This is a genomic window from Bradyrhizobium sp. USDA 4454, assembly GCF_054822705.1.
The window spans coordinates 14914-39393 of record NZ_JBTRCN010000001.1; the positions used below are offsets into that span (position 1 = coordinate 14914).

At 64.5% G+C, this 24480-nt stretch carries 22 protein-coding genes and 2 tRNA genes; 15 read left to right on the top strand and 9 right to left on the bottom strand.

What is annotated here, in order from left to right; translation table 11 throughout:
• Positions 1–50: 50 nt before the first annotated feature.
• A tRNA-Thr gene (locus ACVIW0_RS00070) sits at positions 51–126 on the top strand.
• A gap of 576 nt (positions 127–702) precedes the next feature.
• Here ACVIW0_RS00070 and ACVIW0_RS00075 read toward each other — a convergent pair.
• The 3 genes from ACVIW0_RS00075 to ACVIW0_RS00085 all read right to left on the bottom strand — a co-directional run bounded on the left by ACVIW0_RS00075 (position 703) and on the right by ACVIW0_RS00085 (position 4490).
• On the bottom strand, positions 703–1302 hold the full coding sequence (locus tag ACVIW0_RS00075) for a CarD family transcriptional regulator (RefSeq protein WP_461350453.1): 600 nt from the start codon (positions 1300–1302) through the stop codon (positions 703–705).
• A gap of 1382 nt (positions 1303–2684) precedes the next feature.
• Positions 2685–2921: a hypothetical protein gene (locus ACVIW0_RS00080; protein ID WP_461350454.1), complete on the bottom strand. Its 237-nt coding sequence runs from the start codon at positions 2919–2921 to the stop codon at positions 2685–2687.
• Positions 2922–3431: 510 nt separating this feature from the next.
• Entirely contained in the window at positions 3432–4490 is a 1059-nt protein-coding gene (locus ACVIW0_RS00085) for a polysaccharide deacetylase family protein (protein WP_461350455.1), read from the bottom strand.
• A gap of 279 nt (positions 4491–4769) precedes the next feature.
• Between ACVIW0_RS00085 and ACVIW0_RS00090 the strand changes: the two genes are divergently transcribed.
• Positions 4770–4985, top strand: a complete 216-nt coding sequence (locus tag ACVIW0_RS00090) for a hypothetical protein (protein ID WP_461350456.1) — start codon at positions 4770–4772, stop codon at positions 4983–4985.
• Between the two features lie 100 nt (positions 4986–5085).
• Here the strand turns inward: ACVIW0_RS00090 and ACVIW0_RS00095 are convergent, their stop codons facing one another.
• The gene (locus ACVIW0_RS00095) at positions 5086–6765 is read right to left on the bottom strand and encodes an MFS transporter (RefSeq protein ID WP_461350457.1); all 1680 of its coding nucleotides are present in this window, start codon (positions 6763–6765) and stop codon (positions 5086–5088) included.
• Positions 6766–6916: 151 nt separating this feature from the next.
• Here ACVIW0_RS00095 and ACVIW0_RS00100 point away from each other — a divergent pair, with 151 nt between their 5' ends.
• The 7 genes from ACVIW0_RS00100 (at position 6917) to ACVIW0_RS00130 (ending at position 14959) form a co-directional block, all read left to right on the top strand.
• Positions 6917–8290, top strand: a complete 1374-nt coding sequence (locus tag ACVIW0_RS00100) for a hydrolase (protein WP_461350458.1) — start codon at positions 6917–6919, stop codon at positions 8288–8290.
• Positions 8291–8373: 83 nt separating this feature from the next.
• Positions 8374–9759 (top strand): cytochrome P450, encoded by a 1386-nt coding sequence (locus tag ACVIW0_RS00105; protein WP_461350459.1) that lies wholly within the window; start codon positions 8374–8376, stop codon positions 9757–9759.
• A gap of 98 nt (positions 9760–9857) precedes the next feature.
• Entirely contained in the window at positions 9858–11267 is a 1410-nt protein-coding gene (locus ACVIW0_RS00110) for a DUF5939 domain-containing protein (RefSeq protein ID WP_461350460.1), read from the top strand.
• A 274-nt stretch (positions 11268–11541) separates the two neighbouring features.
• Positions 11542–12045 carry a tellurite resistance TerB family protein gene (locus tag ACVIW0_RS00115; RefSeq protein ID WP_461350461.1) on the top strand — a complete coding sequence of 168 codons (504 nt, stop codon included), beginning with the start codon at positions 11542–11544 and terminating at the stop codon, positions 12043–12045.
• A gap of 236 nt (positions 12046–12281) precedes the next feature.
• Positions 12282–13073: an SDR family NAD(P)-dependent oxidoreductase gene (locus ACVIW0_RS00120; RefSeq protein ID WP_461350462.1), complete on the top strand. Its 792-nt coding sequence runs from the start codon at positions 12282–12284 to the stop codon at positions 13071–13073.
• Positions 13074–13229: 156 nt separating this feature from the next.
• Positions 13230–14033 (top strand): glutamine amidotransferase, encoded by an 804-nt coding sequence (locus ACVIW0_RS00125; protein WP_461350463.1) that lies wholly within the window; start codon positions 13230–13232, stop codon positions 14031–14033.
• A gap of 116 nt (positions 14034–14149) precedes the next feature.
• Positions 14150–14959: an enoyl-CoA hydratase gene (locus ACVIW0_RS00130; protein ID WP_461350464.1), complete on the top strand. Its 810-nt coding sequence runs from the start codon at positions 14150–14152 to the stop codon at positions 14957–14959.
• 213 nt (positions 14960–15172) lie between these two features.
• Here ACVIW0_RS00130 and ACVIW0_RS00135 read toward each other — a convergent pair.
• Positions 15173–15248, bottom strand: a tRNA-Ala gene (locus tag ACVIW0_RS00135).
• Between the two features lie 300 nt (positions 15249–15548).
• Here ACVIW0_RS00135 and ACVIW0_RS00140 point away from each other — a divergent pair.
• From ACVIW0_RS00140 to folD, 3 genes are read left to right on the top strand one after another with little or no spacing between them, the layout of a single operon-like run.
• A complete protein-coding gene (locus ACVIW0_RS00140) occupies positions 15549–15839 on the top strand; it encodes a YggT family protein (RefSeq protein ID WP_212320146.1) in 291 nt (96 codons plus the stop codon).
• Between the two features lie 24 nt (positions 15840–15863).
• Entirely contained in the window at positions 15864–16199 is a 336-nt protein-coding gene (locus ACVIW0_RS00145; RefSeq protein WP_461350465.1) for a DUF167 domain-containing protein, read from the top strand.
• A 1-nt stretch (position 16200) separates the two neighbouring features.
• Positions 16201–17085: a bifunctional methylenetetrahydrofolate dehydrogenase/methenyltetrahydrofolate cyclohydrolase FolD gene (gene folD, locus ACVIW0_RS00150; RefSeq protein ID WP_461350466.1), complete on the top strand. Its 885-nt coding sequence runs from the start codon at positions 16201–16203 to the stop codon at positions 17083–17085.
• 100 nt (positions 17086–17185) lie between these two features.
• On the opposite strand, the gene ppa is transcribed toward folD, so the two are convergent.
• Positions 17186–17716 carry an inorganic diphosphatase gene (ppa, locus tag ACVIW0_RS00155; RefSeq protein WP_461350467.1) on the bottom strand — a complete coding sequence of 177 codons (531 nt, stop codon included), beginning with the start codon at positions 17714–17716 and terminating at the stop codon, positions 17186–17188.
• A gap of 163 nt (positions 17717–17879) precedes the next feature.
• Positions 17880–18389, bottom strand: a complete 510-nt coding sequence (locus ACVIW0_RS00160; RefSeq protein ID WP_106326641.1) for a GNAT family N-acetyltransferase — start codon at positions 18387–18389, stop codon at positions 17880–17882.
• 374 nt (positions 18390–18763) lie between these two features.
• Here ACVIW0_RS00160 and ACVIW0_RS00165 point away from each other — a divergent pair, with 374 nt between their 5' ends.
• The 3 genes from ACVIW0_RS00165 to ACVIW0_RS00175 are packed head-to-tail and all read left to right on the top strand — an operon-like array spanning position 18764 to position 21044.
• Positions 18764–19231: a DUF2269 family protein gene (locus tag ACVIW0_RS00165; protein ID WP_461357204.1), complete on the top strand. Its 468-nt coding sequence runs from the start codon at positions 18764–18766 to the stop codon at positions 19229–19231.
• Positions 19232–19248: 17 nt separating this feature from the next.
• Positions 19249–20577 carry an SDR family oxidoreductase gene (locus tag ACVIW0_RS00170; RefSeq protein ID WP_461350468.1) on the top strand — a complete coding sequence of 443 codons (1329 nt, stop codon included), beginning with the start codon at positions 19249–19251 and terminating at the stop codon, positions 20575–20577.
• Positions 20578–20636: 59 nt separating this feature from the next.
• On the top strand, positions 20637–21044 hold the full coding sequence (locus tag ACVIW0_RS00175) for a thiol-disulfide oxidoreductase DCC family protein (protein ID WP_461350469.1): 408 nt from the start codon (positions 20637–20639) through the stop codon (positions 21042–21044).
• Positions 21045–21142: 98 nt separating this feature from the next.
• Here the strand turns inward: ACVIW0_RS00175 and ACVIW0_RS00180 are convergent, their stop codons facing one another.
• Both ACVIW0_RS00180 and typA read right to left on the bottom strand, forming a co-directional pair.
• On the bottom strand, positions 21143–22390 hold the full coding sequence (locus ACVIW0_RS00180; RefSeq protein ID WP_461350470.1) for a flavin monoamine oxidase family protein: 1248 nt from the start codon (positions 22388–22390) through the stop codon (positions 21143–21145).
• 173 nt (positions 22391–22563) lie between these two features.
• The gene (gene typA / locus ACVIW0_RS00185; RefSeq protein ID WP_461350471.1) at positions 22564–24390 is read right to left on the bottom strand and encodes a translational GTPase TypA; all 1827 of its coding nucleotides are present in this window, start codon (positions 24388–24390) and stop codon (positions 22564–22566) included.
• Positions 24391–24480 lie beyond the last annotated feature (90 nt).

The window sequence follows — 24480 nt, forward strand, 5'->3', positions numbered from 1 at the left end:
ATGCCCGATATCAGGTGGCACGCGTTGTGAGGCAGCAGCCCGAACGGTTCGCCGCAATAGCTCAGTTGGTAGAGCACGTCATTCGTAATGACGGGGTCGGGGGTTCGAGTCCCTCTTGCGGCACCAGTTCTCAGATGTCCGGCCCGGAGACATGGGTAACGAAACGTACCTAAGAGATGGGTGACAGCCTCGTGCCGATCGGGTTGTCGCGGGGTTTCAAAGTCATCTGCTCCAAGTTCGCTTCAATCCAAGTTCGCTTCAAATTGAGGCCGATGGCCTGCAATCTGCTGGATTTCAGCGTGACGCTTGCAAGTCCGGACCTACTTCTATCGGAGTAGCTATTTCTGCGGAATTGCTGCGATTGCGAATGGAAGTAGGATTTTCGCTGCCGGTTATTTCATTAAGATCGGCATTTCAGAATGTTTCCGGTTAAGGGGCCGTCTCGCACACGGCCCCTTTTCGTTTGGCGCGGCCCCGTCCCTGGGGAAATCAGAGCGCTCATTTACATATGCAAATGCCCATCACGCGAGCGGCAGTCTTAGGTGACCTTGGGAGTGTCCAGAATCTTTCCCTTACCCCACGGGCGCTCCTCGGCCTCAGCTTCCTGCCGGACGCTGAGGCCGTTTGCTGAGGTTAAAGGCCCGGCTTGCGCTCTCGCTGGGCTCGTTTCAGGCGAACAGCGATTGGTTCGAGAAGCCTCAATTAGGCGCTGCGCCTGACTTCGGTGGCTATCGCATTTTCCAACTCTTTCGCCGCTTCTTGTTCGGTCATGCCGCTAACAAGAGCTACTTCTTCGGACAAGCGATCAACGGCCGTCGTGTAGAGCTGCCGTTCGGCGTAGCTCTGGTCAGGGCTTGCAGCACGCCGGTGGAGATCGCGCATCACTTCGGCAATTGCAACGATGTCACCCGAATTGATCTTGCTTTCGTACTCTTGAGCAATCCGGGACCAATTGCCCCGCGCCTTATGAGGTGGTTGACCCAGGATTCGTCGTGCCTGCTGGATGGTGCTGGGGTCGGACAACCGACGCATTCCGGTTTTGGCCGCTCTGCTCGTTGGAACGCGTAGTGTCATCTTGCTCTTCGCGAAATAGACGACGAAGAACTCGAGGCAGGCGCCGGCTACAGTCTGCTCTTCGATCGCAACGATTTGACCGACACCGTGCGCAGGGTAGACGATGAGGTCAGTCGCCTTGAATCCAAAGCGCGTCTTGTTCTGGCTTCCATCCGCTTGAGCGGCAGCGGGCATAGCGGATTCCGTATGGCCTGAATGATTGGCGCTAGACTGATAATCAAAATTCATTTCGCGACATGCTCCATGACATCTGAAATTGGTTTCTTGCCAACTCGAGCTCTGTTCAATGAACGCACTAGAAACAAACTGCGAGGCTCAGAAAAATGCCGCCCCATCTATCCCTCACCAATAAGCTGCGAGCGCGAGCGCCGCCACGATAATGACGCCAGCTATCCATTCGGTTCGATGGCGTGACTTCTTGGCAACGAGTTCGCAGCATATAAATCCAGCAGTTGCCACGCCTGCAGGCAAGTGAGTGGTGATGATGTGCGAAGAAGTTACGCAGGGAACTTTTGCGCGATGTGGCCGCCGTCACGTTGAGCTTTGACCGTTGGCTCGGGCCGGTTTGGCGAGTTCCGCATAGACCGATCGGCGCACTGTCTAGCGCAGTTTAGGGAAGCTCTGTGCGCAGCGGTGAACGCTACACGCTTGCGCAACTTCAACACCAGGCAGGACGCTGGCGTTATTATGAGGATCGGTGCTGTCCTGGTTGTGGTGAGCGATTGACCTCGATCTTGTGCTTCCTGCTAACCTTTAGTCGGTCCAAGTACGGTCCCCACACCGTGGGCATTCAAACGTATGAATGACAATCCCGCTTTCAGATTCCATGATTGTTCTGACAAGGGTGAGTGTAGCTCCACAAAAGCGGCAGTCATGATGTGATCGGTCCGGGACCGTGGCGATCTTCTCAGCTCGAAATAGGTCCACGCCAGCCGCGCCATTGGTTCTAGAAATGAAGTCGCAATGCGTTACAATTGTCTGGCAAATGCTCGATCGGCGTCACCGCCACGAAAGGCATTGAACCGCTAACGGGTTCAAGTGGGAACAGCCCGCACATACTTTACGGCGATTCCAACCCGCGCGGTGTTGCGCGATACCCACTGTGGACAACAATACAATATTCCCGCGCCGGATTCGGTCAGGGCAGTCCCAGCAAGCTGATTTGCTAGGCTATCGGCTGCGGATTTGAGCAGATTGTGCGGTTCCGAAATCAGGGATCCATCATATGCCCTCGGCCTGCCGTGCTCGTCGGGCGTGGCCTGATTTATGCTTCGAGGTTGCCGACCGTATATGGAGGCGCGCAATGAGGCAGGACCTTTTGGCGATCTGCGGTGGAATACTTGCCAGTGGCGCTATTGCTTGGAGCTTGTGGGGCAATCCGGCGAACGTGCCGCACATGCACGGGACGAAGACGATTGCCGCGGACCAAGACTTACGACTCGTCTCCCAGCGAAGCCCATATATGCGGGACGAGCGTTAGGCCCGTCATCGTTCTCCACGTTGACGGCGGGTTCATGGTTGAGATTTTGTTCGCGTTCAATGCCCGCCAAGTGGCTGCGCTTGAACGGATGACCGGCCCGGCGCGAGCACTCCTTGCGCCGCACCGCGCTTCAGCGCCAGGCGAGCCGCACGCCGATGGCGACCTGGAATAGCATCAGGCTGACGAAGATGGGTTCGATCACGGACGATCGATAGACCGTGCGTCCGAGCTTCATCACGGCCGCATGCACGTCAGGTCCGGGCCAACCCAGCAGATGATTGGTGAGATGAAACGCGACGTAGACGAGAATGATCGCGGCCGCGACGCCATGCGCGACGCGCCATCTGGACCGCGCGATGAAATGCATCGAGCAGGAACGGATAAGCCATCGCTCCAGGCGCCGGGATCAGCGAACGGAGCTTTTCGGCGGCCGTATTCGCCAAGCCATTGGTGCCGGGCCGTACGCAACCTTGTTCAAATGCACTCACTGAGTTTTCCGGAGTTCAGGCATCGTGAAGGAGAAGGCCAGACCGACGAATCTATTCCTGGGCCATCATCGGAGGCGTGGCGCCGGCCCAGCACGCCAATGTCTAGCCGTCCCGACGCCGGGCCGGCAGGCGCGCAGCGGGTAACCGCGCACCGGTCGAGCCATCGCCGCCACGCGCGGCGTTGGACCGAGGGCCGCATCATCAGCGAGCTGCATCGTCACGGGATTTACTGGTAGCAAGACACCTTTCAGCTCCTTTGCATGGGGTTGTTTTCGCTGTTTTGGTGGCAGCCTCCCCACTGGGCGCGATGGCGCGATCCGAAAACGAAAGCGCCCCCGGATCGGATCCGGGGGCGCCTTGCGTTGAGCGTGTTCTGTGCGTTGGCTCCGCTACTCGGCGACGGTCTGCACGACGTTGCCGATCGGCCGGCCCGATGCGACCGGCTTCTCGGTCTTCGCCATCATCGCGTCGTATTCGGGCAGCGTCTCGATCTGGGTCTTGGCCTTCATCCAGACCACCTTGTAGCCGCCCGCCTTCAGCTTGCGCAGCAGCGTCGGCAGCGCCTGCGCGGTGTGCTTCTGCAAATCGTGCATCAGGATGATGCCCTTGTGCTCCTTGTCGAGCTTGGTCATCACGTTGTTGATCACCTCGTCGGAGTTCTTCGACTTGAAGTCGTTGGAATCGACGTCGACCGAGAACATCGCGATGTTGCGGGTGCCGAGATAGGCCGTGGTCGCCGGCGTATGCGCCAGCGCCGGGAAGCGGAAGAACGGGGCGGGGTTGGCGCCGAGCGCCAGCTTCACCGCGCTAAAGCCCTTCTCGATCTCGTCCTTGGCCTGCTGCTCGGTGATCTTCTTGCCGGCCAGATGCGCATGCGACCAGGTATGGGCGCCGATGGTGTGGCCGGCGGCAGCGACCTGGCGCAGGATGTCCGGGTGATAGGTGGTGTGCAGACCGATCGGGAAGAACACCGCCTTGGTGCACTCATCCGCCAGCGCCTTGAGCACGGCGGGCGTGGTCGGCCACGGGCCGTCGTCGAAGGTCAGCACGACCTCATGGTCGGTCAGGAAGTCGTACTGCTTGTACTGCAGGAAGCCGAAGCCGGGGCCGCCCGTGGTGTCGACCACGACGGTGCGGCTGATGCCGAGCGCGTCGGCATTGTTGCATTTGGGCATTGCCGCGACCGGGGCCGGCATCGGCGCCGGTGCGGGGACGGCGGCCGGCGCCGCTGCCTGGGTGGCATCGGCGCGCTTCGACAGCGCGGCGGTCGTCTCGACATCGTCCCTGGCGGCTTGCTTCGCCGCGGCAGGAAGCGGATCGGCCTGGCTTGCGGCCGTGGTCTGCGGAGGCGCCGCGTCGGCACGCGGGGAGGAGGTCCAGAACCACACGCCGGCGATCACGATCGCCGCTACAACACTGGCCAGCATCAGGCCCAACGCACTACGCATCGCTACACACTCTCTCGGAACTTAAGGATACGCCACAGCCGTAACGAGCGATTAATGCCAACAAGGTCTTAACGCGATCCCAACAGGACGCCGGAACGACAAGAAAAAGTGCGGCTTGTCCCTGCGTGATGGCTGTCACAGTGCGCAGGCCATATCTGCGGTGGCGAGGCGCATGCCTGGTTCGGGGCGGAACGGGCCAGGACGCTCCGCCGTTTCAAGCTTCTTCGCAGCGCTGAAACGCTATAGAACCGGCGGTGCATTCCTTAGAGGCTTTGAGCGATGACCCGATTTCTGCTCGCCGTCGTACCATTGGTTCTGCTGGCGTCGACTGCCTCGGCACAGCAGCAGGGGCGCGATGCTTGTTCCCGCGATGCCTCGCGGTTCTGCCGCGCCCATCTCGGCGAGGGCGATCAGGCCGTGCTGGCCTGCCTGAAGGAGCATCGCGGGCGCCTCAGCAAGGCCTGCCAGCAGACGCTCATCGATAACGGGCAGTAGCTTCAGTCATTGTCATTCCGGGGCATCGCGGAGCGATGAACCCGGAATCTCGAGATTCCAGGTTCGATGCTTTCGCATCGCCCCGGAATGACGAAGGAGACTACGTACTGCTCCCCGCCGCAGTCGCCACCACAGGAATCACCTCCTTGGCGGCGCGGTCCGGGGTCTCGTCCTTCCAGCGCACCGAGCCGAACGGGCGCTCCAGCATCCGGCGCACCCGGATCGGCTCGGCACCGATGTGGAAGTCGGCCGCCTTCTGATGCAGTTCGCGCTCGATCTGGGTGGCGCGGTTACGCTGGCGCAGGAAATCGAGCCAGGTCGGGCAGTGATAGCGCTCGGTCCACAATTCGGGGTCGGCGATGTCGCGCGCGATCGACCAGCCATAGGCGCCGTTGCGCTGGCGGCTGAGCTGCACGTCCTGCATCACATTGTGGAAGGCGCGGGCCTTGTCCTGCGCCACCCGGTATTCGATCTCGACCACCAGCGGTCCGCTGCGCCCGCTCAGTTGCAGCCGCACCTCGGGATCGGCCAGCATATCGGTGGCGTCCTCGTTGCGCGCGCCAATCGGCGGCATCCTGAGCCAGATGCCGAGCACCGGGGACAGCAGCATCAGGCCGGCCGAGATCAACAGCGCCATCTCGACGCCGCCGAGATCGGTGATGCGGCCCCAGCACCAGCTGCCGATCGCAATGCCGCCGGCGATCGAGGCCTGGAAGGCCGCCAGCGACCGGCCTGCGACCCAGCGCGGCGCCGAGAGCTGCACGCCGATATTGAACAGCGCGATCGCCAGCATCCACACCGCGCCGGCAACCACCAGGGCTGCAGCCGTGATCACCGGCTGCGTGCTCACGGCCACGGCCGCGATCGCAGCGCCCATCGTCAATGCACAGACGCGGATCGCGGCTTCGCCGCTGAGCCGGCTGCGGATCTCGCTGATGTTGAGCGCGCCGATCACCGCGCCCATGCCGAACGCGCCGAGCATGATGCCGTAGGTCTGCGCGCCGCCATGCAGCAGGTCGCGCGCCACCAGCGGCATCAGCGCCGAGACCGAGCCGCCGATGATGCCGGTCACCATGGTGCGGGTCAGCACGATCTTGATCGACGGCGAATTGGTGATGTAGCGGACGCCCGAGACAATGGCGCGGTTCAGCCGCTCGCGCGGCAGCCGCGACGGCTCGCTGACGCGCCTCCACAGGAACAGCACGACCAGCAGCGGCAGATACAGCACGGCGTTGGCCGCGAATGCTGCCACCGCGCCCGCGGACGCCACCACGATGCCGCCGATCGCCGGACCGAAGCTGCGCGCGATGTTGTAGCTGATGCCGTTCAGCGCCACCGCGGCGGGCAACGTCTCCGACGGCACCTGCTCGCTGACCGAAGATTGCCAGGCCGGACCGAACAGCGCCATGCCGCTACCGACCACGAAGCACAGTGCGAGCAGGCTGTTCGGCGTCACCAGATTGAGCCAGGCCAGCACCGTCAGCGTGGTGGCGCCGGAGAGCGCGATCATGAGCGACACCAGCGCGACGACGCGGCGATCATGCATGTCGGCGATGGCGCCGGCCGGCATCGAGATCAGCATGACCGGCAGCATCAGCGCGGTCTGCACCAGCGCCACCTTGTCGGCCTCGGCGGTCATCTGGGTCATCGCCCAGGCGGCGCCGACGCCCTGGATCAGGATGCCGAGATTGGAGAGCAGGCTGGCGAGCCAGATGCGCCGGAAGATAGAATACCGTAATGGTGCAGTGATACTGTCTGATCGATCACGCGGTTCGGTCATATCCGATTCCGGTTGGCCTGCTATGGCTTGTTAAATGATTCCGGCTGCATCAACTGATGCCCGGCAAACGCGTGTCCTGTCCAGCGATTACGGTATATTTGGCTGATGTAGGACACAGCTAAAGCCCTGAAAGGCTTGGGGAAGGGGACCGATGGCGCTATCGCGGCGGAGATTTTTGCAAGGGGCCGGCGCGTTGTCCCTGTCAGTCGGCCGGCTCAGCGCCCCGGCGCTAGCCCAGCCGGCGCCCGCGGCCGACATTCCGCCGATCCTGCCGCCGATCCTGTTCGTGCACGGCAATGGCGATCACGCCGCGCTCTGGCTCACGACGCTGTGGCGGATGGAATCCAACGGCGTGCCGCGCGAGCGGATGGCGACGATCAATTTCACCGATCCGCTGGCGCGCGCCGATGACAAGGTCGAGCAGGCAAACCGCTCCTCGACCGAGGATCAGCGCCGCGCGCTCGCCGAGGCGGTCAGGGAGCTGAAGCAGAACACCGGCGCCGCGCGCATCGCGCTGGTCGGCAATTCCCGCGGCGGCAATGCGATCCGCAACTTCGTCAAGAACGGTGGTGGCGGCGAGATCAGCCACGCGGTGCTGTGCGGCACGCCCAACCACGGCGTCTATGCATCGGACGACGGCCTCGGCAACGAGTTCAACGGCCGCGGACCGTTCCTGCGCGGGCTGAACGACGGCGACAGCGAGGTGACGGTCGGCACCGCATTCCTGACCTTGCGCAGCGACGGTCTCGACAAATATGCGCAAGCCGACGGCCGCTTCATCGGCAAGCCGGGCACGCCGACCAACGTCACATCAGAAGGTCCGGCGCTGAAGGGCGCGACCAATCTGGTGCTCGGCGCGGTCGATCATCGCGAGACCGCCTATCATCCGCGTGCCTTCCGCGAGATCTACAAGTTCATCGCCGGGCACGAGCCGTCGCGGATCGAGATCGCGCCGGAGCAGTCGGTGAGGTTGAGCGGCCTCGTCACGGGCACGCCCGGCGGGGTGCCGACCAACCGGCCGGTGCCGGGCGCCACGGTCGACATCTATCATGTGGCGGCGGAGACCGGTGAGCGGATCGGCGGCCCTCTGCACAGCTCGCAGACCGGCGCCGACGGCCGCTGGGGGCCGGCGCAGGTCGATCCGTCCTGGCCGCTCGAATTCGTGCTGACCTCTGCCGACGCGGTGACGACGCATATCTATCGCTCGCCGTTTCCGCGCTCCTCCGAGATCGTGCATCTGCGCGCGGCGCGGCCGCTCGCGCCAGCGGATGCCGGCGCGGGCGCCATCGTGCTGATGTCGCGGCCGCGCGGCTATTTCGGATTACCGCGCGATGTCGTGCTGTTCGACGGCAAGGAGCCGGCCGATGTCAAGTCGGGCGTGCCGACCGATGCGGTGACGACATTGCGGCTCAGCGCGGCCGAGATCGGCCGTCCGATCGCCGCAATCTTCAACACGGAGCGCATTGTGATGCGGGCCTGGCCGGCCTCGGAGAACCGGATTGCGGTTGCCGAGCTGACTTATTAGGCTTGTGAAAGGGTCCGCGCGCCTTCATGGCGCCGGGATCGCATGGCCGGATCGGCCGTTGCGTGAGGCAGGAAGCGAGGACCATGAGCACAGCCGAAGTCTACGATATCTCGGTCACGCGGCGTCCGCGGGTCCCGCCCGCCCCGCCGCGCGCGCCCGACGACATGACCGGGCTTCAGCGCATGCGGGCGATGCGCAACTCGCCGATCGAGACCTGGGGCCAGCGCGCCTATCAGGACGACATCGTGCAAGGCCGCTTCATCGGCCGCTCGAGCTTCATCCTCAACACCCCTGATGCGATCCGCCACGTGCTGGTCGACAATTACGAGAACTACCACCGCACGCCGGCCGGCCTTCGCGTGCTGCGCCCGATGCTGGGCGAGGGACTGCTGATCGCCGAGGGCCGCGCCTGGAAGCATCAGCGCCGCACGCTGGCGCCGGCATTCACGCCGCGCGCGGTGACGACGCTCGAGCCCTACATGATCGCGGCGGTCGACGAGACCATCGCCAAGCTGAAGGCCGCGAGCAGCGGCCCGGTCGATCTGCGTGAGGTGATGCAGCGGATGACGCTGGAGATCGCCGGCCGCACCATGTTCTCGTTCGGCATGGATCGCCACGGCGCCGCGCTGCGCGACTTCGTGATGGAGTACGGCGACACGCTGGCGCGGCCGCACATGCTGGACCTGATACTTCCCCTGGGTTGGCCGACCCCGCAGGACTTCCGGCGCGCTCGCTTCCGCAAGCGCTGGACTGCGTTTGTCGGTCAGCTGGTGGCCGAGCGCCGTGCCGCCGGCAAGAATGACAATGCACCGGCCCGCGACCTGTTCGACCTGATGGGCGCCGCGCGCGACCCGGAAACCGGTGAGGCCTTCACCGATGCCCAGCTCGGCGACCAGGTCGCCACCATGATTCTCGCCGGCCATGAGACGACCGCGACCGCGCTGTTCTGGGCGCTCTATCTGCTGGCGCTCGATCCCGAGACCCAGGAGCAGTTGGCAGCAGAAGTGAGGACGGCGGCGACAAACGGCGCGCTCGACATCGAGCGGCTGAAATTCACCCGCGCGGTGGTCGACGAGACCATGCGACTTTATCCGCCGGCGTTTTTGATCGCGCGCGCGGCCGGTGGTCCCGATACCATTGCGGGACGGCCGGTCAGGAAGCATGACGTAATCCTGATCGCGCCGTGGCTGCTGCACCGGCATGAAAGACTGTGGCGCGATCCGAATGCGTTCGTGCCGCAGCGTTTCATGACGGGGACGCCGCCGGATCGCTTCGCCTATCTGCCGTTCGGCGTCGGCGCGCGGGTCTGCATCGGCGCGCATTTCGCGCTGGTCGAGGCGACGCTCGCGCTCGCGAAGATCATCGGCGCGTTTCGCGTCGCGCTGGCAGACAAGGAACCGGTGTTGCCGATCGGCGTGGTGACGACGCAGCCGAACCGCTCGCCGGCCTTTACAATCAAGCCGCGCTGACCTTGCGCGGCGGTGTCCCAGTGCTCATCTCTTGATTCAGCATGATCTTTTCGGAAAACCGGTCTCCACTTTTCCGGATCATGCTTTAGGGGCTCACCATGAGCGATACGCAGGCCCATTTCGCAGTTCTCAGGCAGACGACCGATCCGGCCGTCGTCGATGCCATGCAGCAGCTGATCGCCGATGGCCAGGATCGCGAGCTCAATCGCATCAACGTTCTGGATTTTTCGCGGCGCACCGGCCTCGACGAGGAGAAGGTGATCTCGGGCTTCCTGCATGCCTCTCGGCTCGGCCTGTTCGACATGAGCTGGAACGTGCTGTGTCCGGGCTGCGGCGGCGTGCTCGATGCCCACACCACGCTGAAGTCGCTGCGCCATGACGACTACAATTGCGCGCTGTGCGCGGCCGGCTACGAGGCCTCGGTCGACGAGCTGGTCGAGGTTGCCTTCACCGTCAGCCCGCGGGTCCGCCATATCGCCGCGCACGATCCGAACACGCTGCCGATCTGGGAATATTTCCGGCAGATATTCTGGAGTTCGGGGATCGAGCTCGACGAGAGCTCGGTGTCGACCCTGATCAACGAGGTGACGCTGGAGGGACTCGAGCTGCCGCCCGGCGAAAAGGCGATCCTGTCGCTCAACCTGCCCAATCAGTTCATCATCGTGTTCGAGCCGGTGACGCATTCGGCGCATTTCTTCGCCGTCGAGGGCGAGCCGACCGCCGAGCGTCAGCAGTTCTCGATCGCGTTCAACAAGTCTCACGCGCCGACCGGTACCTCGGCGATGCGGCCGGGACCGCTGCGGCTCTCGCTGGAGAATCACGCCGACGTTCGCGTGTTGCCGTCGGTGTGGATCGCCGGCGATCCGCTGCACAAATTGCTCGGCAAGCGCAAGCCGATCCTCACCGCGAAGCGGATGCTGTCGAACCAGACCTTCCGTGACGTGTTCAAGGCCGACAACCTCACCGTCGACCAGCGGCTGAAGATCACCGCGCTGACCTTCCTGTTCACCGATCTGAAGGGCTCGACCGCGCTCTACGAGCGGGTCGGCGATCTCGCCGCGTTCGATCTGGTGCGCGCGCATTTCCACGCGCTGCTCGAGATCATCGCCTCCGAGCGCGGTGCTGTGGTGAAGACGATCGGCGATGCCGTGATGGCGACCTTCATCCGGCCCGAGCACGCCTTGTCGGCGGGCCTGCGGATGCGGGCGGCGATGAAGCAGCTCAACACCGAGCGCGGCAAGGAAGACCTGATCGTCAAGATCGGCATCCATGAGGGGCCGTGCCTCGCGGTGACGCTGAACGAGCGGCAGGATTATTTCGGCCAGACCGTCAATATCGCCGCACGGGTGCAGAGCCTGTCGACGTCGCAGGAAATCCATTTGACCCAGCCGGTGATGGAATCGGCTGAAGTCGCCGGGATCCTCGATCGCGCCGCGATCAGGCCGATCCAGAAGGAAGCCGCGCTGCGCGGCATTGCCGACAAGCTGGTGGTGTACGAGATACCCTGATCCAGCACTTCGTCATTCCGGGGCGATGTGAGAGCATCGAGCCCGAAAATCTCGAGATTCCGGGTTCTCGCTTCGCGAGCCCCGGAATGACATTCCCCAGATTGCCGACATGTCATGCTTGCCGAAACGTAATGCCGCGGCGGAACCTGCGCGGATTGCACCGGTTCTGTTTCCACGCCATATAGATTTGGAGCATGATCCGGAAAAGTGCGTAGCGGTTTTTCCGGACAGATCACGCTCCGATCAGAGACTTCTTCATTGCACAGAGAGAACGATGCTCGACGGACTCCGCCAATTCATTGCCGATATCGTCTCCCCCGATGCCCCGGCCGATCGCACCCTGGACGATGGCGGCTTTCGCCTGGCGGCGACGGCGCTGCTGGTGCACGTCGTCTCGCTTGACGGCGAGCCGACGCCTGCCGAAAAGCTCAAGCTGCACAGCCTGATCGAGAGCCGTTTCCAGCTCGATCCCGGCACCGCCGACAAGCTCATCGCCTCCGCCATGCGCGTAGAGGGCGAGGCCGTCGATCTCTATCACTTTACCAGTGTGATCATGCGCTCGGTGAACGAGGAGGGACGGCTGCGCATCGTCGAGATGATGTGGGAGTTGGTCTATGCCGACGGCGAGGTCAGCGAGTTCGAGGACAATGTGGTCTGGCGCGCCGCCGATCTGCTCGGCATCTCCTCGCGCGACCGCATCGATCTCAAGCACCGGGTCGCCGAGAAGCAGGCGGCGCTGCCGAAGGGCCCCTGGGGCACCGCGGACGCGGCGATCTGACACGGTCGCAGGCGCAAGCGGAAGCACCATCGCCGGCCTCGCGGATGACGAAACTTTAAGAAACTTTAATTTCCGCAGCGATTTGGGCCGATCCGACTGAAAATCTGGCGTTTCATCGCCAAATCGGCGGTCCGCGACTATCCACAAGCCCATACGCGTCTTGCGTCACACGGCATGCCTATGCTCTCGTCGCCCCTGTTGGGGACCTCACTAGAATTTGCAGTAAGAGTTTGAACGTGGCTGAGCGTGTGACGCTGATAACCGGGGCATCGGCGGGCATAGGCACCGAACTGGCGCGCGTGTTTGCATCGAATGGTCACCGCGTGGCGCTGGTGGCACGGCGCGCCGATCGCCTGCAGGCGCTCGCAGATGAGCTTGGAGCCAAGGCAGGTGCGGCGGGCGGCGCGGCGCCGCTCGTGATTCCCTGCGACCTCCAACAGACCGATGCAGGCGACAAGATCGCCGCGGCCCTGGCCGAGGCCGGGGTCGAGGTCGAATATCTCGTCAACAATGCCGGTTTCGGCCTGTTCGGCCTCGCGATCGAGCGCGATCGCGCCGAACAGCTCAACATCGTCAACGTCAATATCCGCGCGCTGACCGACCTGACGCTGCGCTTTGCCGATCAATTGATCCGCAACCGCGGCGGCATCCTCAATCTCGGCTCGATCGCCGGATTCCTGCCGGGGCCTGGCATGGCCGTGTACTACGCCAGCAAGGCCTATGTGCTTTCGTTCTCCGAGGCGCTGCGCTGTGAGCTGGCACCGAAGGGCGTGCGCGTCACCGTGGTTTGCCCGGGTCCGGTGCCCTCCGAGTTCCAGGATCGCGCCGGCTTTGCCCCCGGCTTCGATTCGGCCATTCTCAACGTCGCGCCTGATGAGGTCGCCCGTCAGGCCTATCGCGGCCTGATGGCCAACAAGCGCGCGGTGCTGCCCGGCGCCTTCATCAAGATGGTGCCGTTCCTGCTCCGGCTATTCCCGCGCTCCTTCATCCTGACCGCGGTCGGCGGTTTCCAGCTCCGCAAGCGCTAGCTTCACCCCATTCCATCGCCGTTAACGCCGGTTCTGGCCCGCGATTTGCTTCGCCCGGGTGTGCGCAAACTCACACGATGTTAACGACGACTTAGCTATGATCGTGCCTTAGGTGCCGAAACTTTAAGCAGAGGCCAAACCTTCAAGTTCGAGGTAATGTCGTTCCGGTCTGACCAAAGCCGTGTCGTGGTGCCCTTCGCAAGCCGAAGGCCGGCCGCGGTCACGCCGGCAGGTCAGACCTCGCTGCGGCCGGTGCTGATGGTGCTGCATCGGGAGACGTCGACCCCCGGCCGGATCGGCAACGTGCTGCGTGCGCTGGGCTATCCCCTCGACATCCGCCGTCCGCGCTTCGGCGACGCGCTGCCCGGGACGCTCGAGGCGCATGCCGGCGCCGTGATCTTCGGCGGCCCGATGAGCGCCAACGATCCCGACGACTATGTCCGGCGCGAGATCGACTGGATCGCGGTCCCGCTGCGTGAGCAGCGCCCGTTCCTCGGCATCTGCCTCGGCGCGCAGATGCTGGCGCGGCAACTCGGCGCCAAGGTCGCGCCGCATCCGCACGGCCGTGTCGAGGTCGGCTATTACCCGGTCAGGCCGACGGCAGCGGGGCGCGCGCTCTGCCCCGACTGGCCGGCGCGCGTCTACCACTGGCATGGCGAGGGATTTCAATTGCCGGCCGGCGCGGACCTGCTCGCTTCGGGCGATGATTTCCCGGTGCAGGCGTTCCAGTTCGGCAACGCCTTCGGCCTGCAGTTCCATCCCGACGTGACCTACGCGATGATGCATCGCTGGACCGCGCGCGGGTGTGTGTGGATGGATTCGCCGGGCGCGCAGCCGCGTCATCAGCACTTCGCCGAGCGCGCCGTACACGACGCCGCCGAGCGCGCCTGGCTGAAGCATTTCATCGACGGCTGGATCGCGCGCGTGCCGCAGCCGGTGATGCTGCAGGCAGCGGAATAGCCGCCGCGCGGAATTTCGCGCCACCTTTTCATTCCGATGGATGTGCTACGCTCGGCCGCCGCGCGCAGGCCGTAGCGCCACGCGTATCAATAACAACAAGGCACAGGGAGATCGCCGTGAGCTACCAGCACATCCTCTATGAGGTCAGCGACCGGATCGCGACCATCACGCTCAATCGTCCCGACCGCATGAATGCGTGGACGGCGATCATGGAGCGCGATGTGCGCCACGCGATGGAGGCCGCGGCGAACGACGACGATATTCGCGTCATCGTGCTGACCGGTGCGGGCCGCGGCTTCTGCGCCGGTGCCGACATGGAGGCGTTGCAGGGCATCGATCCCAACGAGGTCAGGCGCGGCGACAACATCCCGTTCGACATGAACCGCCGCGCCGACTGGCAGACGCGCTACGCCTATTACCCCGCGATCAAGAAGCCGGTGATCGCGATGCTCAACGGCGCCACTGCCGGCATCGGCCTGGTCCACGCGCTCTATTGCGATCTGCGCTTCGCGGCCGACAGCGCCGTGTTCACCACCGCTTTCGCGCGCCGCGGCCTGATCGCCGAGCATGGCATCAGCTGGATGCTGCCGCGCATCGTCGGCCACGCCAACGCGCTCGATCTCTTGATGTCGGCGCGTCGGGTGTCGGCCGCGGAGGCGCGGCGCATCGGCCTCGTCAACAGGCTCTCTGCGCCGGACAAGCTGCGCGAGGACACCTATGCCTATGCCCGCGACCTCGCCGATTTCGTCTCGCCAAGCGCGATCGCTGTCATCAAGCGCCAAGTCTACGACGTGCCGTTCCAGACCCTGGCCGAAGCCACCATCGACGCCAACCGCGAGATGCAGATCGCGCTGAAGAGCAATGATTTCCGGGAAGGCGTCGCGAGTTTTGTGGAGAAGCGGCCGCCAAGGTTTACGGGGACGTGAGGGTGCTGATCTGGTCCGTCTTCGCCCGTTGGGCTTCGCCGGACACCACGCTTCACCCTTCAGGCTCCGCGCGGCTGCGCCACGCGTGGGGTGAGGTGTTGGAGAAGTGGATTTCGAACCGGTCCGTCTTCGCCCTGCGGGCTACGCCGGACACCACGCTTCAACCTTCGGGCAACTCGTGGCTGCGCTACGCGTAGCCCGAAGGGCGAAGCGTGGTGGAGCCAGGCGGGATCGAACCGCCGACCTCGTCATTGCGAACGACGCGCTCTCCCAGCTGAGCTATGGCCCCATCGCGACCGGGTGTTGCTGAGTATCCCGGCCGTCAGTCGGGCGCCATTTACAGTCCCGCCCAAGGCCAAGTCAAGAACGGTGAAACGGCGGTTTTCGGCCTTTCCCGCCCGGAACTTCCCTTGTTTGCGGGGGGATGAACCGATATTTAGAGCATGATCCGGACCCGGTCGGCCGCGCGAGCGAAAACTACGTAGCGGTTTTCCGAGAAGATCCTGCTCAAACAAGAAGCGCGCGCGGGCGGTTCAAGTCCGGTTTCGTTGCGCTTTACCTGGTCGTCCCACCCGCGAGCCCCCATCATATGCGCGCTGTTCTCGACATCGTCATCATCGTCCTCGACCTCTATGTCTGGCTTCTGATCGCCTCCGCCATCCTGTCCTGGCTGATCGCCTTCAACGTGGTCAATACGCGCAACCAGTTCGTCTCAGCGGTGGCCGAGTTCCTCTACCGGATCACCGAACCGGTGCTGCGGCCGATTCGCAACGTGATGCCGAATCTGGGCGGTCTCGACATCTCGCCGATCATCGTGATCCTGATCATCATGTTCATCCAGCGGGTGATCGCCTACTACATCTATCCCAACGTGATCTGATCCAACGCTGATGGACCGCTGCTGATGGATCCCTGGCGCTATTCCACCGAGGGCATCAGCATCGCGTTGCGGGTGACGCCGCGCGGCGGCCGGGACGACATCGACGGGATCGAGACGCTGGCCAACGGCCGCTCGGTGGTGAAGGTGCGGGTCCGCGCCATCGCCGAGGGCGGCGAGGCCAACCGGGCGGTGACCGAGTTATTGGCCAAGGCGCTCGGCGTGCCCAAGGCCAGGGTGAAGCTGCTGTCGGGCGCCACCTCGCGGCTGAAGCAGGTGGCGGTCGACGGCGATCCGCGGCAGCTCGGCGACACCTTGAGGAAATTGACTGCGACCGGGCCGGACCGAGACACGAAGGACTGACATGACTGCCCGCATCATCGACGGAAAAGCCATCGCCGCCGAGCTTCGCGCCCGCGTCGCCGACGAGGTCAGTCGCGTCAAGCGCGACCATGCGCTCACACCGGGCCTCGCCGTCGTGCTGGTCGGTCACGATCCCGCGAGCGAAGTCTATGTGCGCAGCAAGCACACCCAGACCCAGGCCGCCGGCATGGCCTCGTTCGAGCACAAGCTGCCCGAGGACGTGTCGCAGGCCGATCTGCTGGCGCTGATCGCCCGGCTCAATCGCGATCCCTTGGTGCATGGCATCCTGGTGCAGCTGCCGTTGCCGAAATCGCTGCACACCGAGACCATCATCAATGCGATCGACCCGGCCAAGGATGTCGACGGCCTGCATCCGAACAATGCCGGCCGGCTCGCCGGCGGCCTCGCGGCACTGTCGCCGTGCACGCCGCTCGGCTGCATCATCCTGACCAGGAGCGTGCACGCCTCGCTCGAGGGCATGAATGCGATCGTGATCGGCCGCTCCAACCTGGTCGGCCGTCCACTGGTGCAGTTGCTGCTGAACGAGAACGCGACCGTGACGATCGCTCATTCGCGCTCGCGCGATCTGCCGAAACTCTGCGCAAAGGCCGATCTGGTCTATGCCGCGGTCGGCCGCCCCGAGATGGTGCGGGGCGACTGGCTGAAGCCGGGCGCGACCGTGATCGATGTCGGCATCAACCGGATTCCGGTGCCCGGCGGCAAGCCGAAGCTGGTCGGCGACGTCGCATTCCAGGAAGCGCTCGATGTCGCCGGCGCGATCACGCCGGTGCCCGGCGGGGTCGGGCAGATGACGGTGGCGTGCCTTTTGGTCAACACGCTGCGCGCCGCCTGCGCGATTGCCGGCCTGCCGGCGCCGGCGGTGTAACTCGACGCCGTCATTCCGGGGCGATGCGTCAGCATCGAACCCGGAATCTCGAGATTCCGGGTTCGCGTCTTCGACGCGCCCGGAATGACAACTTATGCCGTCACTTCTTCTTCGCGCGCTCGATGCCTTCCATGATCAGCTTGCGGGCTTCCTCGGCGTCGCCCCAGCGCAGCACCTTCACCCACTTGCCCTTCTCGAGATCCTTGTAGTGCTCGAAGAAGTGCTGGATTTGCTGCAGCGTGATGTCGGGCAGGTCGCTGTAGTTATGCACCTTGTCGTAGCGTTGGGTCAGCTTCGCCGACGGCACCGCGATGATCTTCTCGTCGCCGCCGGCCTCGTCTTCCATCAAGAGCACGCCGACCACGCGGACGCTCATCACGGCGCCCGGCACGATGGCGCGGGTGTTGACGATCAGCACGTCGCAGGGATCGCCATCGCCCGACAGGGTGTGCGGGATGAAGCCGTAATTGCCGGGATAGCGCATCGGCGTGTACAGGAAGCGGTCCACCACGAGCGTGCCGGCCTCCTTGTCCATCTCGTACTTGATGGGCTCGCCGCCGACGGCAACCTCGATGATGACGTTGACGTCGTGGGGCGGATTTTTTCCGATCGATATGGCGTCGATACGCATGGATTGCTCCGCGTGGCCTTTGGAAGTTGAGAAACAATGTGATTTTTGTTGGCGCCGCCGGGCCGCGAACAAGAGCAGGCCCGACCTTGGGAGCCGGACTGGCCGTCGCGCGCAAACGCTGAGGCTGTTTAGCCTTGCTGCAGCTGCGAGAGAAGCAGGATTTTCAGTTCGCCCAGGCGAAAGCGACCTTGTCGAGCGACTTGGGCCCGAACCGCTCCGAGGAGCGCGCCACCATCCGGCCGCCCAGCGCACGGTAGAACTCGGTCGCCGGCTCGTTGTCCGAGAGCGCCCAGATCACCATGCTCTTCAGGCCGCTCTGCAGGAGGTCGCGGCGGGCGGAGGCAAACAGGCGGCGGCCGAAGCCGAGGCCCTGGAATTCCGGCCGTAGATAGAGCTCGTAGATCTCGCCTTCGAAGTGGAGGCTGCGGGCGCGGTTGCGGCCGTAATTGGCGTAGCCCGCGATCCGGTCGCCGAACACCAGCACGCTGACGCGGCTGCCCTTGCGGATGGCGCTGTCCCACCATTGCGGGCCGCGGCGATTGATCAGCTTTTCGAGTTCGGCGCCGGGGATGATTCCCTGATACGCCGAGCGCCAGGCTTCGTCATGGGTAGACGCCACCGCAGCCGCGTCTGCAGCTTTGGCCGGCCGGACCTCGATCAGCGTTGTGCTCATGCATCCGATCAAAGCAAGTCAGCGGGCCGCCTTCAAGGTCCATCGTTAATTATCGGTTAAGCTGTGGATTTTTTGCATCAGTGTGATGAAAACTTGTTCCGAAAGAGGACACTTGCCGGGCTCAAGCGGCCGGCCGCTGGCCCGGCCCTGTGCAAAGTGTGAGTCGGGCGCGCAATATGACACTGCCGTCGCTTTGGAAAATGCTCTTTCGGGGCTGATTCGCCGGCAGGATTTGGCGCCCGGTCCAGGCGCGATGTGGGTACTCCGGGTGCGCAGCGGCTGAGCCGCCGCAGTGGATTTTCGCGCGCGCCCGGCCTAAGGCAGCAGCGCCATTTGTGCACGCCGAAACCGGCTCCAATCGCGAGCGGACTGCGATGACGCTCTACTTCCTGATCAAATATCTGCATGTGCTCGGCGCCATCGTGATCCTCGGCACCGGGACCGGCATCGCCTTCTTCATGCTGGCGGCGCATCGCACCCATGATGCGGCGTTCATCGCGCGCACGGCGGCGACCGTCGTGATCGCGGACATGATCTTCACGCTGAGCGCCGTGCTGCTGCAGCCGGTCAGCGGCGGACTGCTGATGCTGCTGTCGGCAACAGGGATCACCGAGCGCTGGCTGTTGGTGTCGCTTGCGTTCTATGCGTTGGCCGGCGCGTTCTGGATTCCCGTCATCTTCATGCAGATGCAGATGCGCGACCTCGCGCAGGCCGCCGCCGAAAAAGGTCTGCCGCTGCCGCCGCGCTACCATGCGTTGTTTCGCCGCTGGTTCCTGTTCGGGATTCCCGGCTTCGGCTCGGTCATGATCATCCTGTGGCTGATGATCGCAAAGCCATTCTAGAGCATGATCCAGCCCTCATGAGTGACGATGCATCACGCAATATCCTCGTGCTCGGCGCGTCGGGCCTGATCGGACGCTATGTCACGGACGGCCTGAGGGAGCGCGGCTTTCACGTGGTCGGAATCGCACGGTACTTCACGCCGGCACAAAAGATGAGCGCGGCAGACCTCGAGCTTCCCGTAATGTCGCTGGATGTAGCGGCGCTGGCGCAGCTACTTCGCACGCACGAGGTGGACGTCGTTGTGAATTGCCTCGGCGTGCTGCAGGACGGTCCGGGCAGCGACACGCGCGCGGTGCATCGCGATTTCGTCGCCCGGCTGCTCGAGGCAATCCGCGAGAGTCATCGCGCGATCCGTCTCGTCCACATCTCGATTCCCGGCACCGCCAATCAGGACCGCACCGCCTTCAGCACCACCAAGCGCGAGGCCGAACGGCTGATTGCAGCGTCAGGGATCGCGCATGCGATCCTGCGCCCGGGCTTTGTGATCTCGCCATCGGCCTATGGCGGCAGCGCCATGCTGCGCGCGCTGGCGGCGCTGCCGGTCGAGTTACCAGCCGACGAGGCGGCGACGCCGTTCCAGCCGGTCGCGGTCGAGGATATCGCGGCCACCATAGCCTGGCTCGCGGCGCGCGATGTCGGCGATGAAACTGTGCGATCGGTGACCTGGGACCTGATGCAGCCACAGCCGATCTCGCTCGGCCGCGTCATCGCCCAATTCCGCCGGGCGTTCGGCACGGCGAAACATGTCCGCATCGCCTCGCCATCGTTCCTGATCGATTGCGGCGCCCGCCTCGGCGATCTCGTCAGCCGTCTCGGCTGGATGCCGACGTTGCGGACCACGGCGATCGCCGAGCTGCGCCGCGGCGTCACCGGCGATCCATCGGCTTGGATGGCAGCGACCGGCATCGTGCCGAAGACGATCGCGCAAGCGGTCGGCGGGCGTCCCGCGACCATCCAGGACAAATGGTTTGCGCGGCTGTTCCTGATCAAGGCGCTGATCTTCGCGAGCCTCGTGCTGTTCTGGGTCGCCTCCGGCTTCATCGCGCTGGTCATCTCCTATGACGCCGCCACCGGCATTTTGAGCGCGCATCATTTCCCACCCGCTTTGGTCGGGCCGGTGACGGTACTGACCAGCCTGATGGACATGAGCATCGGCGTGCTGATCGCGATCCGCCGCACCGCGGCGTTCGGCCTTGTTGCCGGCATCGTCGCCTCGCTCGGCTACATGGCGGGATCGGCGATCCTGACGCCCGATCTCTGGATCGAGCCGCTCGGCGCGTTGGTGAAGACGGGTCCGGCGATCGTGCTGATGCTGGTCGCGCTGTTGATGCTGGATAGCCGATAGCGTTTTCAAGCGAAGTTGGAACCGGTTCGCGCGACGAAAACGCGTCAAAAGGAATCAAGATGAGCGCCTGGCCCGACGACGACGTGATCCTCTACGACGGTGTCTGCATCTTCTGCTCGCGCTGGGTCCGCTTCGTCGTCGCGCGCGATACCGAGAGGCGCTTCCGCTTCACCCCGATCCAGTCCGCCTACGGCACGCGGCTCGCCAAAACCTTCGGCATCGACCCCGACGATCCCGACACCAACGCCGTGGTCCACGGCGGCGTCGCCCGGATGAAATCGGATGCCGCGCTGACGGTGCTGAGCCATCTCCCCGGCTGGGGCTGGACGCGCGCGCTGTTCGCGGTGCCGAAGCCACTCCGCGACGCGGTCTACAGTCTTATCGCACGCAATCGGTACAAGATTTTCGGGAAGTATGAGACGTGCTTCGTGCCCGATGCGGACATGCGGGCGAGGGTGCTGGAGTAATATCCGCCGTCATTGCGAGGAGCGAAGCGACGAAGCAATCCATGCTTACGTTATGCCGCCTGATGGATTGCTTCGCTCCGCTCGCAATGACGATGCGGTTATTTGCGCGACGATGCCGCCAGCACTTCCTTCGCTGCTCTCTCGCCACTGTCCCGCGCGCCATGGGCGGTCGAGAAGAAATGCGGTGACGTCGCCTCGCCGGCGAAGAACAGCCGGCCGTCGATTGGGGCGGCGAGCACGGCGCGCTTGTCGGCGTGGCCGGGCAGCGCGTGCGAATAGGAGCCGCGGGCGAACCGGTCGTGGGCCCAGCGGGATTCGCTGAGCGGCTTCAGCTTGCGGCGGAAGTCGTTGCCGAGGAAGGAGACGATCTCATCGATGCTGTGCGCGGCGATCGCGCCGTCGCCGGCATCTTCGAGCGCTTGCGCAAAGCGGCCGCCGAAGAAGCCTTCGATGCAGGGCTGGCCGAACGGGCGGATGTGATAGGTGCCCATCTCGGTGCGCATGGTGGCGCCGCGCAGATTGCCTTCCTTGGGTAGCGCCTCGGGCTCGGCGAGCGCCAAGGTCACCTTGTCGGCGAGGCCGAGCGGCAGGCCGCGCGCGGCATCGAGCTTGTCCGGAAGCGCCGGCGAGAAGCGGATCGCCTCGTCGGCGATCAAATTGGTCGGCACGGTGACGATCACTCTGTCCGCCTCAAGCGTGCCGCGCGACGTCTCGATGCGAACGCGCAGGCCTGTGTGATCGATCAGCCGGACCTCGCAATTCAGCGCGACCGGCACCTGCTTGCCATAGGCCGCGACCAGCGCGCCATAGCCCCGCCGCACCCGCCAATTGACGTTGCTGTCCTCATAGGCGTCGAAGTCTAGGATCGAGAGCTGGTCGAGCTCGCAGCCGTTCACATAGGTCGAGATCGCATCGATCATCGGGTTCCAGCGATTGCCGGGCTCGAGATGGCGATCGGCTGTACCGTCCTTGCCGCCCCGCGCGGCTTCGTGGAGGCGATCGTAGAACTCGTCGAGCGCGAGCGTGAACGCATCGCGGTCGGCCTGCGGGAATGCCTTGCCATAGGCGCGCTCGCGCCACGGCGGCAGGTCCTTGTTGAGCTCGAAGCCGAGTTGCTCGGCGATGCCGACAAAGCTGTTCTGGTTGGCCGAGTGCAGCCAGCCGCAGCCGACGTCGAACACCACGTCAGGCGCGGCCTGGATCGTATGCGCGCGGCCGCCGAGGCGGTCGCGGGCTTCCAGCACGATGCTGGACAGGCCGGTGCCCTTCAGCGCATGCGCGGCGCCGAGGCCTGCGGCGCCGGCGCCGATGATGGCGACATCGACCGTGGAGGGAAGAGAACTCATGTCCCGGCTCTAGCACGTTCGCCGCCGGGCCTGAAGCGGCCACGCGCATGACTGTCATCACCCGCGAAAGCGGGTGATCCAGTATTCCAGAGACAGCTGTGATTTACGGATGAGCCGCGGCGTACTGGATGCCCGGTCGAGCCCGGGCATGACAGATTGTTCTGGGCGATAGCTTAGGCCACCGCTTCCTTGGCCTTTTCCGCGCGCTTGCGGTCGTTCGGATCGAGGTGCTTCTTGCGCAGCCGGATCGACTTCGGCGTCACCTCGACGAGCTCGTCGTCCTCGATATAGGCCAGCGCCTTTTCCAGGGTCATGCGGATCGGCGGGGTCAGGCGCACCGCTTCGTCCTTTGAGGTGGTGCGGATGTTGGTGAGCTGCTTGCCCTTCAGCACGTTGATCTCGAGATCATTGTCGCGGGTGTGCTCGCCGACGATCATGCCCTTGTAGACCTTCCAGCCGGGCTCGATCATCATCGGGCCGCGGTCTTCCAGCTTGAACATCGCATAGGCCACCGCTTCGCCCTGGTCGTTGGAGATCAGTACGCCGTTGCGGCGGCCCTGGATCTCGCCCTTGTAGGCGGCATAGCCGTGGAAGATGCGGTTCATGATCGCGGTGCCGCGGGTGTCGGTGAGCAGTTCGCCCTGGTAGCCGATCAGGCCGCGGGTCGGCGCGTAGAACACCAGCCGCAGGCGGTTGCCGCCGGACGGGCGCATCTCGATCATCTCGGCCTTGCGCTCGCTCATCTTCTGCACGACGACGCCGGAATGCTCCTCGTCGACGTCGATCACGACCTCCTCGATCGGCTCCTGCCAGCCGCCGGTCGCCTCGTCCTTCTGCAGCACGACGCGCGGGCGCGACACCGAGAGCTCAAAGCCCTCGCGGCGCATGGTCTCGATCAGGATCGCGAGCTGCAATTCGCCGCGGCCGGAGACTTCCATCGAATCCTTGTCGGCGGCCTCGACCACGCGCAGCGCGACATTGCCCTCGGCCTCGCGCAGCAGGCGGTCGCGGATCATGCGCGAGGTCACCTTGTCGCCTTCGGTGCCGGCGAGCGGCGAGTTGTTGACGATGAACGACATCGACACGGTCGGCGGATCGATCGGCTGCGCCGGCAGCGGCGTCTCGACGCTGGGATCGCAGAAGGTGTCGGCGACGGTGCCCTTGGTCAGGCCCGCGATCGCGACGATGTCGCCGGCTTCGGCCTCTTCGAGCGGCGTGCGCTCGAGGCCGCGGAAGGCGAGGATCTTGGTGAGGCGGCCGCTCTCGATCAGCTTGCCGTCGGCGCCCAGCACCTTGACCTGCTGGTTCGGCTTGATCGAGCCGGAGGAGATGCGGCCGGTGATGATGCGGCCGAGATAGGGATTGGCCTCGAGGATGGTGCCGATCATGCGGAACGGACCCTGCTCGACCTTCGGCGGCTCGACATGGCGCACGATCAGGTCGAACAGCGGCTGCATGCCGAGGTCCTTCGGACCCTCCGGGCTCTCCGCCGTCCAGCCCTGCTTGGCCGACCCATACAGGATCGGGAAGTCGAGCTGCTCCTCAGAGGCGTCGAGCGCCGCGAACAGGTCGAACACCTCGTTGATGACTTCGGTCGGGCGCGCGTCGGGACGGTCGACCTTGTTGATCACGACGATCGGCTTCAGGCCGATCTTGAGCGCCTTCGACACCACGAACTTGGTCTGCGGCAGCGGACCTTCGGCGGCGTCGACCAGCACCAGCGCGCCATCCACCATGTTGAGGATGCGCTCGACCTCGCCGCCGAAATCGGCGTGGCCGGGGGTGTCGACGATGTTGATGCGGATGTCCTTCCACTGCACCGAGGCCGCCTTCGCCAGGATGGTGATGCCGCGCTCGCGCTCCAGGTCGTTGGAGTCCATGGCGCGTTCGGTGACCTTCTGGTTCTCACGGAAGGTGCCGGATTGCTGCAGCAGGCGGTCGACGAGGGTGGTCTTGCCGTGGTCGACGTGGGCGATGATGGCGACGTTGCGAAGGTTCATGGCTCTTCTTCTGGTCGTGCAATGGTCAGATGCGCGATCTCGCCGGACCGATTCGGCCGGCCGCTCGCTCGCGTGGCCCAATCGGGGCCC